14 protein-coding genes are annotated in these 14,032 nt (G+C 73.4%); 7 read left to right on the forward strand and 7 right to left on the reverse strand.

Annotated features, from left to right (window positions below; translation table 11 throughout):
* Nucleotides 1-119 precede the first annotated feature (119 nt).
* Both QRY02_RS14710 and QRY02_RS14715 read left to right on the forward strand, forming a co-directional pair.
* Complete coding sequence (locus tag QRY02_RS14710) at nucleotides 120-392, forward strand: hypothetical protein (protein ID WP_285992080.1); 273 nt, start codon at nucleotides 120-122, stop codon at nucleotides 390-392.
* Nucleotides 389-1,777 (forward strand): serine hydrolase, encoded by a 1,389-nt coding sequence (locus QRY02_RS14715; RefSeq protein ID WP_285992081.1) that lies wholly within the window; start codon nucleotides 389-391, stop codon nucleotides 1,775-1,777. Before QRY02_RS14710 ends, QRY02_RS14715 begins: the two co-directional genes overlap by 4 nt.
* Here the strand turns inward: QRY02_RS14715 and QRY02_RS14720 are convergent.
* Both QRY02_RS14720 and QRY02_RS14725 read right to left on the reverse strand, forming a co-directional pair.
* The gene (locus QRY02_RS14720; protein WP_285992082.1) at nucleotides 1,681-2,919 is read right to left on the reverse strand and encodes an MFS transporter; all 1,239 of its coding nucleotides are present in this window, start codon (nucleotides 2,917-2,919) and stop codon (nucleotides 1,681-1,683) included. The two genes, QRY02_RS14715 and QRY02_RS14720, sit on opposite strands and share 97 nt — an antisense overlap.
* On the reverse strand, nucleotides 2,916-3,503 hold the full coding sequence (locus tag QRY02_RS14725; protein WP_285992083.1) for an ArsR/SmtB family transcription factor: 588 nt from the start codon (nucleotides 3,501-3,503) through the stop codon (nucleotides 2,916-2,918). Before QRY02_RS14725 ends, QRY02_RS14720 begins: the two co-directional genes overlap by 4 nt.
* Before the next feature lie 145 nt (nucleotides 3,504-3,648).
* Here QRY02_RS14725 and QRY02_RS14730 point away from each other — a divergent pair, with 145 nt between their 5' ends.
* A complete protein-coding gene (locus tag QRY02_RS14730) occupies nucleotides 3,649-4,125 on the forward strand; it encodes a MarR family winged helix-turn-helix transcriptional regulator (protein WP_285993838.1) in 477 nt (158 codons plus the stop codon).
* 156 nt (nucleotides 4,126-4,281) lie between these two features.
* The gene (locus QRY02_RS14735) at nucleotides 4,282-5,913 is read left to right on the forward strand and encodes an ABC-F family ATP-binding cassette domain-containing protein (RefSeq protein ID WP_285992084.1); all 1,632 of its coding nucleotides are present in this window, start codon (nucleotides 4,282-4,284) and stop codon (nucleotides 5,911-5,913) included.
* 50 nt (nucleotides 5,914-5,963) lie between these two features.
* On the opposite strand, the gene mshC is transcribed toward QRY02_RS14735, so the two are convergent.
* Genes mshC through QRY02_RS14750 form a run of 3 tightly spaced genes read right to left on the reverse strand, consistent with a single transcriptional unit; the run spans nucleotide 5,964 to nucleotide 8,392 of the window.
* Entirely contained in the window at nucleotides 5,964-7,202 is a 1,239-nt protein-coding gene (gene mshC, locus QRY02_RS14740; RefSeq protein ID WP_285992085.1) for a cysteine--1-D-myo-inosityl 2-amino-2-deoxy-alpha-D-glucopyranoside ligase, read from the reverse strand.
* A gap of 24 nt (nucleotides 7,203-7,226) precedes the next feature.
* Nucleotides 7,227-8,003 carry a MerR family transcriptional regulator gene (locus QRY02_RS14745; RefSeq protein ID WP_285992086.1) on the reverse strand — a complete coding sequence of 259 codons (777 nt, stop codon included), beginning with the start codon at nucleotides 8,001-8,003 and terminating at the stop codon, nucleotides 7,227-7,229.
* A 23-nt stretch (nucleotides 8,004-8,026) separates the two neighbouring features.
* On the reverse strand, nucleotides 8,027-8,392 hold the full coding sequence (locus tag QRY02_RS14750; protein ID WP_285992087.1) for a hypothetical protein: 366 nt from the start codon (nucleotides 8,390-8,392) through the stop codon (nucleotides 8,027-8,029).
* Nucleotides 8,393-8,414: 22 nt separating this feature from the next.
* Between QRY02_RS14750 and QRY02_RS14755 the strand changes: the two genes are divergently transcribed.
* Nucleotides 8,415-9,320 carry an amidohydrolase family protein gene (locus QRY02_RS14755; RefSeq protein WP_285992088.1) on the forward strand — a complete coding sequence of 302 codons (906 nt, stop codon included), beginning with the start codon at nucleotides 8,415-8,417 and terminating at the stop codon, nucleotides 9,318-9,320.
* Nucleotides 9,317-9,664 (forward strand): hypothetical protein, encoded by a 348-nt coding sequence (locus tag QRY02_RS14760; protein WP_285992089.1) that lies wholly within the window; start codon nucleotides 9,317-9,319, stop codon nucleotides 9,662-9,664. The genes QRY02_RS14755 and QRY02_RS14760 overlap by 4 nt, the downstream gene beginning before the upstream one ends.
* 37 nt (nucleotides 9,665-9,701) lie before the next feature.
* Here QRY02_RS14760 and QRY02_RS14765 read toward each other — a convergent pair whose 3' ends face one another.
* Together QRY02_RS14765 and QRY02_RS14770 are read right to left on the reverse strand one after the other, a co-directional pair.
* Nucleotides 9,702-11,732 (reverse strand): vWA domain-containing protein, encoded by a 2,031-nt coding sequence (locus tag QRY02_RS14765; protein ID WP_285992090.1) that lies wholly within the window; start codon nucleotides 11,730-11,732, stop codon nucleotides 9,702-9,704.
* Nucleotides 11,729-13,126, reverse strand: coding sequence for an ATP-binding protein (locus QRY02_RS14770; protein ID WP_285992091.1), 1,398 nt, complete (start codon nucleotides 13,124-13,126; stop codon nucleotides 11,729-11,731). Before QRY02_RS14770 ends, QRY02_RS14765 begins: the two co-directional genes overlap by 4 nt.
* Nucleotides 13,127-13,226: 100 nt before the next feature.
* On the opposite strand from QRY02_RS14770, the gene QRY02_RS14775 reads away from it, so the two are divergent.
* Nucleotides 13,227-14,024 carry an Rv1486c family protein gene (locus QRY02_RS14775; RefSeq protein ID WP_285992092.1) on the forward strand — a complete coding sequence of 266 codons (798 nt, stop codon included), beginning with the start codon at nucleotides 13,227-13,229 and terminating at the stop codon, nucleotides 14,022-14,024.
* Nucleotides 14,025-14,032 lie beyond the last annotated feature (8 nt).

A 14,032-nucleotide genomic window follows, 5' to 3' on the forward strand; every position in this document is an offset into this window, starting at 1 on the left:
ACCACAGTGCAACGGCTCGTTGCGTTCGTCCGCAGTTCTGGTGCAATGATCGGTCTTTCCACCAGGGCTGCGGCGTCGTTTACGTTGAGACCGCTTGAAACGCAACGTAGCTTTTCCGCATGACGAAAGACAAGACGCACGTGCTGGCCATCTCGGCCGTCTCGGACGGGAGCAAGTTCTGGAACGGCTTGAAGAAGGCCCACGGCCGGCTTCCGCCGGGCGCGGTGTGGAAGCTGGCGGTGGCGAGCACGGACGGCACCCGGGCGGTGAACGTCATCGCCCACGACTCCGTCGATCGCGTGCGGGAGTTCTTCGAGGCCCACGCCGGCGCCCACGCCTCGACCGAGTACTTCGAAGCGGACGCCGCGAACGCGGTGGGGCTCCCCCGATGACGATCCGGGACCGGGTGTCGGCTCTGCTGGCTGAGTACGGCATCCCGAGCGCCGCGGTCGGCGTGCTCCACGACGGCGTGATCACCGGGTTCGCCGTCGGCATCAGGGACGTCGAAACCGCCGAACCGGCGACCCCGGACACGGTCTACCAGTGCGGCTCCATGACGAAGACGTGGACCGCGCTGGTCTTCCTGCAGCTGGTCGACGAGGGCAAGGCCGACCTGGACGAGCCGATCCGGACCTACCTGCCCGAGTTCAGGGTGGCCGATCCGGAAACGACCGCGAAGCTCACCGCGCGGCACCTGCTCAACCACACCAACGGCATCGAAGAAGCCTTCGGCGACCCCGGCGAAGACGACGACATCCACGAGCGCATGGTCGAGAACATCGCCGACGCACCACAGGTCTTCCCGCTGGGCCACACGCACGGCTACAGCGCGGCGCTGGGGTACGCGATCCTCGCCCGGATCACGGAGGTCCTCGACGGCAAGCGCTGGGACGACGTCCTGCGGGACCGGCTCTTCACTCCCCTGGCCCTGACCGGCACGAACAGCCGCCCCGAACAGGTGGACGGGACGCGGGCCGCGACCGGGCACCTGATCCGGTCCCTCGCCGAAGGCCCCATCGTCACGCCGATGGCCTACCTCCCCCGGGAGTTCGGCCCCGGCGGCGGCATCACGTCGACGATCCACGACGTGCTCACGATGGCGCACGTCCTGCTCCACGAGGGTCTCGCGCCGGACGGCAGGCGGATCGTCTCCGCCGCGAGCGTCCGGGAGATGATGCGGTCGCGGGTGCCGGTCCCGGACCCGTACCTGTTCGGGCCGGCGTGGGCACTCGGCCTGATCGTCTGCGACTGGCACGGCGAAACCGTCTACGCCACCGACGGCAGCACGATCGGCCAGAACGCCCGGCTGCGGATCCTGCCGGACTCGAACACCGCCGTCGCCGTGCTGACCAACGGCGGCCCGCGGGAAACCTTCGCGCGCAAGGTGTTCACCGAGATCCTGGGCGACCTCGGCACGGCGGTCCCCCCGGAACTGCCGGAGCCGGACCCGGCCCTGAAGCTCGACCTGCCGAGGTACGAAGGGGTCTACGAGCGGCCCGGCGCCCGGTACGAGGTGTCCGCCGAGGGCGGCGCGCTGCGCCTGACGCTGGACCTCGACCCGATGCAGGCGGAGTTCCTGGGCAAGCCCGCTCGCCTGACGCACGAGCTGCTGCCGGTGAGCCCGACGCATTTCCTGATGCCGTCGGCCGATCCGCTCGAAGACACGCAGACGGTGGCGATCTACGACTTCACCGAGGGGGCGGCCCGGTTCCTCCACACCAACTGCCGGGTCCACCCCCGGCGCGGGAGCAGTATCAGCACCCCGGCGAAGACGTAGACGGCGGCTTGGACGTTCAGCAGCAGCGCCGTCCCGGCCGTCGCCACCAGCGCCCCGGCCAGCAGCGCACCGACCGTCGTGCAGGTGGCCATCGCGGCGAACGTCGTGCTCAGCACGCGCCCCGTCCGTTCGGGGGCGACCGCGCTCTGGATCTCCGAGAGCATCCCGGCGCCGACGACCACACCCGGGGCGCCGGCCAGGGCGAACAACCCGGCGTACACGCCCAGCGCCGTCGTCACCGGGGCCAGGTTCCAGATCACCGCGGACAGCAGGCCCAGCCCGAGGGAGCCCCAGCCGAGCAGGGCGGCCGGCGCGACCCGCCGGGCCACGGTGGCGACGGCGAAGCCGGCGGCCAGCCCGCCGATCGCCTGCACCCCGCGCAACAGGCCCGCGTCGGCTTCGCTGCCGCCCAGGACGTTCAGCACGTAGACCACGAACAGCACCAGGAACATGCCCTGGGCCACGGAGGTGAGCACGAGCGCGAACCCGGTGCGCCACAGGCGCCGGTTGTGCGTCAGCTCGCGCAGGCCGTCGAGCCAGGCCCGCACCACCGGTTCCCGCACGGCGACCGGCGTGGGCGCGGCGGCCCGGCGGAACGGCTTGGCCAGCAGGGCCGCGGCGACCACGAGCACGGCCAGATAACCGGCGATGACGTCGGCGAGCCCGCCGAAGCCCAGCAGCGCCCCGCCGGCCCAGCCGCCGGCCAGCCGGGCGACGCTGCCGTTCACGCTCATCAGGCCGTTCGCCGGGGTCACCTCCGCGACGCCGACGAGCTCCGGCACCAGCGCGTTGCGCGCGGGTTCGAACACCGACGCCAGCGCCGCCTGCGCGGCCATCACCGCGTACACCACGGTGACGCCGGGCTCGGCCAGCAGCGGGAGCGCCACGACGGCGAGCCCGCAGCAGACCCCGAACAGCACCGCGCGGCGGTTCCACCGGTCGGCGACGACGCCGGCCACCGGGCTCAGCAGCACCGCGGGCAGCAGGCCGAGCACGATGCTCAGCGCCGTCGTCGTGGCGGAGCCGGTGCGCTGGAAGACGTAGATCGGCAACGCGACCTGCAGCATCCACTCGGCCGTCTCGCCGAAGAACGCGGCCACCCACAGCCGGGCGAACGCCGGAACCCCCAGCAGCTGCTTCATTCCTCCGCCTTCCCCGAGTGTTCGATGCGCGGGAACGCCCGGAGGCTGACGTGCACCGGGCGCGCGTTCGCCGGGGCGTCCGGCCGGATCGCGCCGACGTAGGGCCGGACCAGCGCGTCGATCGCGTCGCTCAGCCGGGTCAGCTCTTCCGGCGTGACGCGCAGCGCGTACGTCGAGAGCCCCGACGCCGCGACCCAGGCCGGGTCGAGGTCGTCGAGGGAGTCCAGGTAGCGCTGGGTCAGCTCCTGCTCGTGGCCCAGGCTCGCGCCCACGACGCCCAGCTGGGCGGCCCGGCGGGCCGGGTCGTCGGCGAACCGGCCGATGTCCAGCCCGACCTGCCGGGCGCGCCACGGCCGTTCCCGGCCGTCCTCGGCGTCGGCCCGCTCCACCAGGCCGTACTGCGCGAGCTGCCGCAGGTGCCAGCTGCAGTTGGACGCCGTCGAGCCGACCGCCTCGGCGCACTCGCTCGCGGTGCGCGGGCCGACGGCGGTCAGGTGGTTCAGCAGCGCCGACCGCAGCGGGTGCGCCAGCGCCCGCAGCAGCTCGACGTCTTCGATCCGCTTGCGCGGCGGCAGCCCGGCCATCGGTCGTCCAATCTGAAAGAACAGTTTCGAAAGTCTTCTTTCATAGTTCGTCCCGCCCGCGGGATTGTCAACCGGCTCCGCTATCGTTCGCGGGGCAGTGACTGCACGAAGCAGTGACTGCGTCGTGACCGACCTTGGATGGACGTTGCCCGACCAGCGCGAACTCGCCACCGCCGCCGCCCTCGCCCTCCCCCGGTTCGTGGGCTCGACCGCGCTCTTCCACGCCGCGGTCGCCGAGCGGATGGCCGTCACCCCGACCGAGCTGCACTGCCTGCACCTGCTCCACGGCGGCGTCAGCGACTCCCCGACCGAACTCGCCCGGCTGCTCGGGATGAGCACGGGCGCGTTCACCCGGCTGCTCGACCGGATGGAACGGCACCGGCTCGCCGAACGCGCCCCCGATCCCGCCGACCGGCGCCGGCTCGTCGTGCGGCCGCTCCCCGACCGGATGGCCGAACTCGCCGAGCTGTACGCGCCGATGGCGCGGTTCGTCGGCGAACGTCTCGCCCGCTTCGACCGCCGTCAGCTGACCGCCCTGCTCGAGTTCCTCACCGACGGCACCGCGGCGGCGGAACGGTCGACGGCGGACCTGCCGGATGTGACCCAGGCCATAACCGGTTGACTAACTCTACTGATGTTGCGTTAACCTGGTTCCACTATGAGGAACTGAACCGCGCCCATCCCGCTTGAGGCGGCACCCGGTCGAGCCGACGCTCCCGCGTGCCACGACGCCCGGCCGGGATCTCCGCTTTCTTCCCCCAGGGCCCGGTGATCACCTGTGTCTACCCTCTTTCCGTTGCAGGCCAAGGACGTCGTCTTCGGCTACGGCACCCGCGTCGTCCTCGACGGCGTCTCCCTCACCGCGTCGGCCGGGCAGCGGCTCGGCCTCGTCGGTGAAAACGGCACCGGCAAGTCCACCCTGCTGCGCCTGCTCGCCGGGCTCGAGGAACCGCGCTCAGGCGAGGTGCTCCGCGGCCCGGACGTCGGGTTCCTGCTGCAGGAACTGCCGCATCCCCCGGACGCGACCTTCGCCGACGTGCTCGACGGCGCGCTCGCCGAGATCCGGGCCGCCGCGGCCCGCCTCGACGAGCTGACCACGGCCATGACCGACCGGCCCGACGACGAAGGCGTGCTCGAGGAGTACGGCCGGGTGCTGGAGTGGGCCCAGGCCCACGACCTCTGGGACGCCGACCGCCGCGCCAAGCTCGTCTGCGACGGGCTCGGCCTCGGCGGCGTCGCACCGGACCGGCGGCTCGGCACGCTGTCGGGCGGGCAGCGCTCGCGGCTCGGCCTGGCCGCGCTGCTGATCCGGCAACCGGAGACGCTCCTGCTCGACGAGCCGACCAACCACCTCGACGACGCGGCGATGGCGTTCCTGGAACGGCACCTCATCGAGCTGACCGGGATCGTGGTGCTGTCCTCGCACGACCGGGTGTTCCTCGACGCCGTCTGCACCGACATCGTCGACCTCGACCCGGCCGCGGCCGACCGGCAGGCCGGCGGCGCGATCCGCTACGGCGGCAGCTACACCGGCTACCTCGGCCACAAGAAGGCCGAGCGGGCTCGCTGGGAGCAGCGCTACGCCGAGGAGCAGGAGGAACTGAAGGAGCTGCGGGAAACCGTCGCGGTCACCGCGCGCAACGTCGCCTACGGCCGCGGCCCGCGCGACAACGACAAGTTCATCCACGCGTTCAAGGGCGCTCGCGTCCAGAAGACGATCTCGCGCCGGGTGCGCGACGCCGAGCAGCGCCTGGAGAACCTGGAACGCGACCAGGTCCGCAAGCCCCCGGCGCCGTTGCGGTTCAAGGCGGACCTCACCGCCCGCGCGACCGGCGACGGCCCGGCGATCTCGGCGCGCTCGCTCGAAGTGCCGGGACGGTTGTCGCTGCCCCGGCTGGACGTCGGCGGTTCGGCCCGGCTGCTCGTCACCGGCGGGAACGGAGCCGGGAAGTCGACGCTGCTTTCGGTGCTGGCCGGCCGGCTCGCGCCCGCGGCCGGGACGGTCCTGTTCGGACACGGCGTGCGGGTCGGGCTGCTGGAGCAGGACGTCGTGTTCGCCGAGCCGGAACGGAACGCGGCCCGGGTGTACCGGGACGCACTCGGCGAGGACGCTCCCCCGCTGAGCCGGCTGGGCCTGCTGGCGTCCCGGGATCTGCGGCAGCCGGTGGGCGCGCTGTCGGTCGGCCAGCGGCGGCGGCTGGCCTTGGCGATCCTGCTCGCCGACCCGCCGGACGTCCTGCTGCTGGACGAGCCGACGAACCACATTTCGCTGACCCTGGCGGAAGAACTGTTCGCGGCGCTGGAAACCGCGCCGGGCGCGGTCGTCATCGCGTCCCACGACCGGTGGCTGCGCCGGGATTGGGCGGGCGACCGCCTGGAACTGGCCGCCGGGCGGCCAGTGGCGGTATAGGCCGTTATACGCACGAGGGGCCCGGTGGTGCACCGGGCCCCTCGTCGTGGTCAGAGTGCGATGCCGAGGAGGGCGTCGACGGCGTCGCGGATCAGGGCCGGAGCCGTCGGGTCGGTGCCGTCGCGGCGCAGGGCCTCGGTCGCCCACGCGTCGATCGCCGCCAGGGCCTTCGGCGTGTCGAGGTCGTCGGAGAGGTGGTCGCGCAGCCGCGTGACGGTGTCCTCCGCCGCCGGTCCGGTGGCCAGCGAGACGGCTTCCCGCCAGCGCGCGAGCCGGGTTTCGGCGTCGGCCAGCAGCCGGTCCGTCCAAGGGCGGTCGGCGCGGTAGTGGCCGGCGAACAGCGCCAGCCGGATCGCGCCCGGGTCGACCTTGTCGGCGCGCAGCCGGGAGACGAACACGAGGTTCCCGCGCGACTTCGACATCTTCTCGCCGTCGAGGCCGATCATCCCGGCGTGCACGTAGTGGCGGGCGAACCGGCCGTCCTTGGCGACGGCTTCGGCGTGCGCCGCGCTGTACTCGTGGTGCGGGAAGATCAGGTCCGAGCCACCGCCCTGGAGGTCGAACCCGAGGCCCAGCCGGTTGACCGCGATCGCGCTGCACTCGATGTGCCAGCCCGGGCGGCCCGCACCCAGCTCGGACTCCCACGACGGCTCGCCTTCGCGGGCCACGCGCCACACCAGCGCGTCCAGCGGGTGGCGCTTGCCGGCCCGGTCGGGGTCGCCGCCGCGCTCGGCGAAGAACTTCGCCATCGTCTCGGCGTCGTAGTTCGATTCGTAGCCGAACTTCCCGGTCGCCGTGTGGTCGAAGTAGACGTCGGGGAACTCCGGGTCGTCCGCGCGGTAGGCGCTGCCGTTGGCCAGCAGCTTGGCGATGACCTCGACGATCTCCGGGATGCTCTCGACCGCGCCGACGAACTGCCGCGGCGGGATGACCCGCAGCGCGGTCATGTCCTCGCGGAACAGCGCCGTCTCGCGCATGCCCAGCACCACCCAGTCGTCCTGGTCGCGCGCGGCGCGTTCCAGCAGCGGCTCGTCGATGTCGGTGACGTTCTGCACGTAGTGGACGTCGTGCCCGTTGTCCCGCCAGATGCGGTTCACCAGGTCGAAGGCGAGGTAGGTCGCGGCGTGCCCCAGGTGTGTCGCGTCGTAGGGCGTGATGCCGCAGACGTACATCCGGGCGGTGGCGCCGGGCGCGGTCGGGCGGATCTGCCCGGTGGCCGTGTCGTGGAGCCGCAGCGGGCGGGGGGTGCCGGGGATGCGGGGCACGTCGACCGATGACCAAGTCTGCATGCCTCGACTGTAATTGCCGGGTCGTCAGGCCTTCCCGAGCGGTGGGACGAGCCGTACTCGCGCGTAGGCTTCGATGGCGCGCGCGAGCCACGCCGGCAGCTCCGGATCGGCCCGCTCGGCCAGCTCCCGTTGCCGGGGATCGTTCAGGTACAGCCCGCCCATCGCGGCGTAGGCGGGGGCGGTCGGCTGCCAGAAGTGGCTCACGGACTCGTAGTGCTCGGCGACGGCGTCGAGCGCGGCGGGGTCCTCCGGTGCGGCGCCGGAGCGCATGACGGCGGCCAGCCGCCGGAACAGCGCGGCGCTCCGGGCGGCGGCGTGCTCGTAGTCCGCGGCGGTGAGCCCGGCCTGGGCGGCCTGGGCGGTGTCGAAGGCCACCGCGGCGCCTTCGCCGAACGTCTCGCGGTAGCTCTGGCGCATGGTGGCGCCGTCCTTGCGCAGGCCGGCGAAGAACCGGTCGGGATCGTCGATCCGGGCGTGGGCGAGGTCGGTGATCGTCTCCTCGACGGTGGCGATGACGCGGTCGAGGCGGCGGCGCTCCTCCTCGAGCTGGGCCAGGTGCCCGCGCAGCGCGGCGGCCTCGTCGACCTGGTCGCCCAGCACCGCCCCGATCTCGGCCAGGCCGAGGCCGAGCCGCCGCAGCAGCAGGATGCGCTGCAGGCGCAGCAGTTCGGGCCGTCCGTACCAGCGGTAGCCGTTCGCCGCCACCGACGCCGGCGTGAGCAGGCCGATCGCGTCGTAGTGGCGGAGCATCCGCGCCGAGACGCCGGAGGCCTTCGCGACCTGGCTGATCGAGTACTGCATCCCGCCAGCTTAGAAGTTGACCTTCACACGGTGTCAACTTTTATCGTGACGTCGTGACCACGACCATCACCGGTGCCCGCGTCTTCGACGGCGAGCACCTCACCGACCACACCGCCGTCCGGCTCACCGGCGGCCGCATCACCGCGCTCGGCGACGACACCCTGCGCCGGCCGGGCGACGAGCACGTCGACGCCCGCGGCGGCACCCTGCTGCCCGGGCTGATCGACGCCCACGTGCACCTGCTGCCCGGCGCGCCCCGGCAGGCCCTCACCTTCGGCGTCACGACCGTGCTCGACATGTTCAGCAAGCCGGACACGGTCGGAGAGGCCCTGGCCCGCGGCGCCGGGCCGGACTGCGCCGACGTGCGCTCCTCGAAGCGTCGGGGCCACGGCGCCCGGCGGGCACCCGAGCATGATGTACGCACCGTTCCCGTACGTCACCGGACCGCGGGACGCCGGGCGCTTCGTCGCCGACCGCGTCGCCGAAGGCGCGGCGCACCTGAAGGTGCTCTACGACGACGGCACCGGCGGCCCGATGCCGATGCCGTCGCTGGACGTGCCGACGATCGCCGCGCTGGCCGAAGCCGCGCACGCGGCCGGCCTGGTCGTCGCCGCGCACGTGTCGACCGCACGCGGGGCGATGGACTTGCTGCCCACCGGGGTCGACGTGCTCGCGCACGTCCCGTTCGACGCGCTCACCGGCCGGCAGGCCGACGCGATCGCCGCGGCGGGCGTCGCGGTGATCTCGACGCTGTCGGTGGCCGACGGCTTCCCGGGCGGTTCGCTGCTGACCGAGCCCGCTCTCGCGGCGCGGCTGGGGCCCGCGTGGCGTGCCGTCCTCGAGCGGCAGGAGCAGCGGTGGCTGCCGCCGCAGCTGCCGGACTTCGCAGCGGCGCGCGTCAACACCCGGCTGCTGCACGCGGCCGGCGTGCCGGTGCTGGCCGGGACGGACGCGCCGAACCCGGGCACCGTGCACGGCGCCAGCCTGCACCGGGAGCTGGGGTACCTCGTCGGCGCGGGGCTTCCGCCGTCCGCCGCGCTGGCCGCGGCGACGGCCCGCCCGGCCGAGGTGTTCGGCCTGGCCGACCGCGGCCGGATCCGGCCCGGGCTGCGCGCGGATCTCGTTCTGGTCGACGGACGCCCGGACGAGGACATCACCGCGACGCAGCGGCTCACCGAGGTGTGGAAGCAGGGGGTCCGTGCCGATCCGGCCGGTTACGTCGGCTCGGCCGACGAGCAGGCCGGTCTGGACGCCTTGCGGGCCCAGACCGAAAAGGTGATCGCCGCCGTCCGCGACCGGCTGGGAGTGCGGCTGTGAGCACGACCGAGGTCCGGCGCGAGGAGGACGGCGAGCTCCTCGGCCACCTCCGGCTCACCGGATCGGGCTGGGAGCCGGTCACCGTGTTCCACGCGGCGCTCGCCGGGCCGACGAGCCGGGAGGAAGCCGAGGACGTGGTCCGCCGCGACGGCCTGCCGAGCCTGGGCGACCCGTGGTGGGCCGAGGAGGCGCCGGGGCGGTGGACGGAGGTGCGCATCCAGGAAGCGCACCCCGACCGGCTGCGGGTGCGGTGGACGGACCCCTTGGCCGAGCAGCCCGCGCTCGGCCGGTGGATCGACCCGCGCGAGGTGCGCGTCCGGCGGCACCACCCCGGACGCCGGTGACCGGGTGCTCCCGCGGCCGCGGGAGCACCCGCCGGGGTCACCGCCGCGTGCGCAGGTAGTCGCCCACCACCGCCGCGCCGAGACCGTCGAGGTCCGGGGCGATCACCCGGCCGCCCGAGCGGCGGGCGATCAGGTCCACGAACGACGTCAGCCGCGGGTCGTCGCCGAGGCGGAACACCGAAATCGACGCACCCAGCTTCGCCAGGCGATCCACTTCGGACAGTGTCTTGTGGAGGGTCCGGGGCTGGGGCGGGTAGTCGAAGACCGCTTCGCCGTCGGGTTCCAGGTGGGCCGTCGGCTCGCCGTCGGTGACCATCAGGACCACCGGCTGGGCGTCCGGGTGCCGCCGCAGGTGCTGCCCGGCGAGCAGCAGGCCGTGGTGGGCGTTGGTGCCCTGCTCCCACGCACCCTCCAGGCCGACCAGCTCCGGCAGCTCCACCGACTGCGCGTAGCGGCCGAACGTGATCAGCTGCAGCGCGTCGTTGCGGAAGCGGGTGCTGATCAGCTGGTGCAGCGCCAGCGCGGTGCGCTTCATCGGCAGCCAGCGGCCCTCCGAAACCATCGACCACGACGTGTCGACCAGCAGCGCCACCGCCGCCCGGGACCGGTGCTCGGTCTCGACCACTTCGACGTCCTCGACGTCGAGGCGGACCTGCCGCTCCCCCACCGACCCACGATTGTTTGGGGGGTCCAGGGGGGCTCGCCCCCCGGCCGGGGTCCGGGGCTCGGCCCCGGAGAACATTGTGCGGAGGACGGCGTTGCGGATCGTGCGTGGCACGTCCCAGGGCTGCATGTCCCCGAACCGCCACGGCCGCGACGCGCCGGTGGGCTCTCCCGCCGCGCCCGCCGACTCGGTCTCGCGCTCGCCGGTCTTGCCGCGCAACGCGTTCACGATGTCGGACAACGCTGTCTCGCCGAGGCGCCGCAACGCCTTGGGCGACAACCGGAGCGAGCCGTCGGCGGCCCGTTCGAACAGGCCCTGGCGGCGCAGTTCGCGCTCCAGTTCGGCCAGCCGGCGGGCGTCGACGCCCGCGTCCTTGCCGAGCTGGGCTTCCAGCGCCTCCAGGTCGATGTCCTCCAGCCGCGCCCCGGGGTAGGACTGGCCCAGCTGCTCGGCCAGCGCGTCCAGTTCCGCGAGATCCTGCATGGCCTGGGCGCCTTCGCCCATGCCCAGCGGGTTGTTGCCGCGGAAGCGCGCCGAACCCGTCCAGTCCTCGCCCGGGCGCGCCGCCCGGAGCTGACTGTCCAATTGGGACAGCTGCTGCGCCAGCCGCGGGTCGCCGAAGGCCTGCTGGGTCAGCTCGGCGAGTTCCGCGCGCTGCTCGGCCGACATCGAGTTGAGCATGCGCTGCGCGGCCGCCGACCGCTCGGCCAGCGCGTCGATCAGCTCCTCGACGTTGCGCGGGTTCTCGGGGAAGAACTCGCCGTGCTTGCCCATGAAGTCTTCGAAGCGCTGCTGGATGTCCTCGGCGCCGCGGGCGTGTGCCGCGAGGAGGTCGTTGAGGTCGGAGAGCATCTCGTTGATCCGCTCGACGTCCTCGGGCCCGGCGTTCTGCAGCGCCTGCTTCATGCCCTGGAACCGGGACTCCATCAGCTCCTGGCCGAGCAGGTCCCGGATCTGCTGGTAGTTTTCCCGGCCCTGTTCGGAGCGCCAGTCGTAGTCCGCCAGCTCGTTGACGGCCGCGGCCGTGCCCGGCGGCAGCGCGTCGAGCTGGGCCTCCCGGAACCGGGCGTCGTCGTCCGGGTCCGGGAACAGCTCGCGCCGTTCGGCGTCGAGGGCCTCCTGCAGCAGGCGCTGGACCTCCTGGAGGGTGCCGTCGAGGTTGTTGCGCCGCTGGATCTGCGAGCGGCGCTGCCAGAGCCGCCGGGTCAGCTCGTCGAGGCCCGCGGTGCGCTCGGTGCCGCGCCGGAGCATCTCCTCCAGCGCGGCCCGCGGCGAGGCCCCGGCCATGACGTCGCGGCCGATCTCGTCGAGCGCGTCGCGCAGGTCGGCCGGCGGCGCGAGGGGATCCGGCCCGTCGTGCCACGGGCCGTAGGAGTAGCCGTCGGGAAGCGGGACCGCGGTCATCGGCCGTAGACGGTCGTCGTGTCGTCGGAGTCCTTGGCGAGCCTTCGCGACAGGAACAGCGATTCGAGGGCCAGTTCGACGGCGGCCGCGATCCGGCCGGCGGGCTCGTCGGCGGAGACCCCGGCCCGCCGGGCGACCTCGTGCAGCACCGGCAGCTCCGGCAGGGCTTCGAGGACGTCCTTGCCCGGCACGCGCTCGCCGGTGGACACCAGGTGGCCGCCGGCGACCGCGTCGGCCAGCGGCCGCAGGTCGAGGCCGGCGAACCGGTCGCGCGCGGTCTCGGCGATCGCCAGGCGCAGCAGGTGCACCAGGTGCTCGATCTCGCGGCCCTCTTCGCCGGGCTCGAACTCGATCTTGCCGCGCAGCACCGACGGCACGGCGTCGAGGTCGACCGGGCGGGCCACCGCGGGCTCCTCGCCCGTCAGCGCCGAGCGCCGCAGGGCCGCGGCCGCCACGGTCTCCGCCGCGGCGACGGCGAACCGCGCCGAGACGCCGGAACGCTGGTCGATCACCGTCGACTCGCGGAGGTTGCGGACGAACCGGGCGAGCACCTCCAGCAGCGGCTCGCCGACTTCGGCGACGAGGTTCGCCTCCTGCCGGACGACGGCGATCTCCGACTCGACGTCCAGGGGGTAGTGGGTGCGGATCTCGGCGCCGAAGCGGTCCTTCAGCGGGGTGATGATCCGGCCGCGGTTGGTGTAGTCCTCGGGGTTCGCGGTGGCGACGAGCAGGACGTCCAAGGGCAGCCGCAGCGTGTAGCCGCGGACCTGGATGTCGCGCTCCTCCATCACGTTGAGCAGGGCGACCTGGATGCGTTCGGCCAGGTCGGGCAGTTCGTTGATGGCGACGATCCCGCGGTGGGCCCGCGGCACGAGACCGAAGTGGATGGTCTCCGGGTCGCCGAGGCTGCGGCCTTCGGCGACCTTCACCGGGTCGACGTCGCCGATCAGGTCGCCGACGGAGGTGTCCGGCGTGGCGAGCTTTTCGGTGTAGCGCTCGGAGCGGTGGCGCCAGGTCACCGGCAGGTCGTCGCCGAGCTCGGCGGCCCGCCGGATCGACGCGGGCGTGATCGGCTGAAGCGGGTGTTCCCCCAGCTCGGAGCCCTCGATGACGGGCGTCCACTCGTCGAGCAGGCCGGCGAGGGTGCGCAGCAGGCGGGTCTTGCCCTGGCCGCGTTCGCCGAGCAGGACGACGTCGTGGCCGGCCAGCAGCGCGCGTTCGAGCTGCGGCAGCACGGTGCGGGAGAACCCGACGATGCCGGGCCAGGCGTCCTCGCCGTTCTTGAGGGCGCTCAGCAGGTTGTCGTGGATCTCTTGCGCGATGGGGCGCGGCTCGTACCCGGCCGCGCGCAGGGCCCCGGCGGTGCGGGGAAGAGCGTCTGGAACAGCGTTCACCCGTTCGACGCTACTGCCGGATCGGCGGCCCGTCGATGTGGAGCGGCTCCAGCGTGGGCGCACACCCGGCATCGCGGGCGAGCCGGTAAAATAGGGCGTCGTGTGCCGTCCCAGTGCGACTTTCGCCGTCTGGTCGAGCGCGTGGCTCAACGGGGCCGCCGCGTCCGACGATGTCCTCGATGCCCTGCTCGCGTGGGGTGAGGCCCACGACGTCGTGGCCGCCGACGCGGCCGCGGCCGACGCCTTCGCGCTCCCGCTGGCGTTCAACCGGGCGGCCACGCCGGTGCAGCTGCTGATGGCGCTGCGTTCGCAAGGAGCGAAATCGCTGAACCTGGTGCTGCCCGTCCCCGGCGACGTCCGCGGCCTCGGCGGCGGCGGGCCGTTCACCGAAGCGGCGTTGCGCGCGGGCGACGCGCTGGTGCTCCCCGACCTCGGGTTCGGCCTGGTGCCGGAGCCGATCGCCGAGGGCTTGGTGCGCTGGACGGTCTACTCGCTGACGTCGCCGACCACCCCGGAGTACGTCCCGCTCGGCGAGGCCGAACACGGGCTGACGGACGCGATCCGCGCCAGCGCCGGGGCGTTGCAGACCCTCGACGTGGCTTCGGACCGGCCGGGCGTGCGCGCGGAGCTGTCGGCCCACCTGCGCTCGCGGCCGGACGTGGACTGGCCGGCCGGGACGCCCGGACGCGCGTTGCGGGTGCTGCAACGCGCCGAGGAGATCGCGGCGATCCTGGCGATCGCGTCGTCGGAAGACCCGGGCGGCGCGTTGTCGGCGTCGGCTTCGACGCTGCGGGCCCAGGCGTTGCGGCCGCTGTCGGACGCGGTCCGGACGGCCCGCTGCGCGGCGGTCGACGAGGCGGTGCGGGCGTTCGCGGAGCAGACGGCCCGCGAAGGCTGAACCGCCCG

The sequence above is a fragment of the Amycolatopsis sp. DG1A-15b genome (assembly GCF_030285645.1).
GTDB lineage: Bacteria > Actinomycetota > Actinomycetes > Mycobacteriales > Pseudonocardiaceae > Amycolatopsis.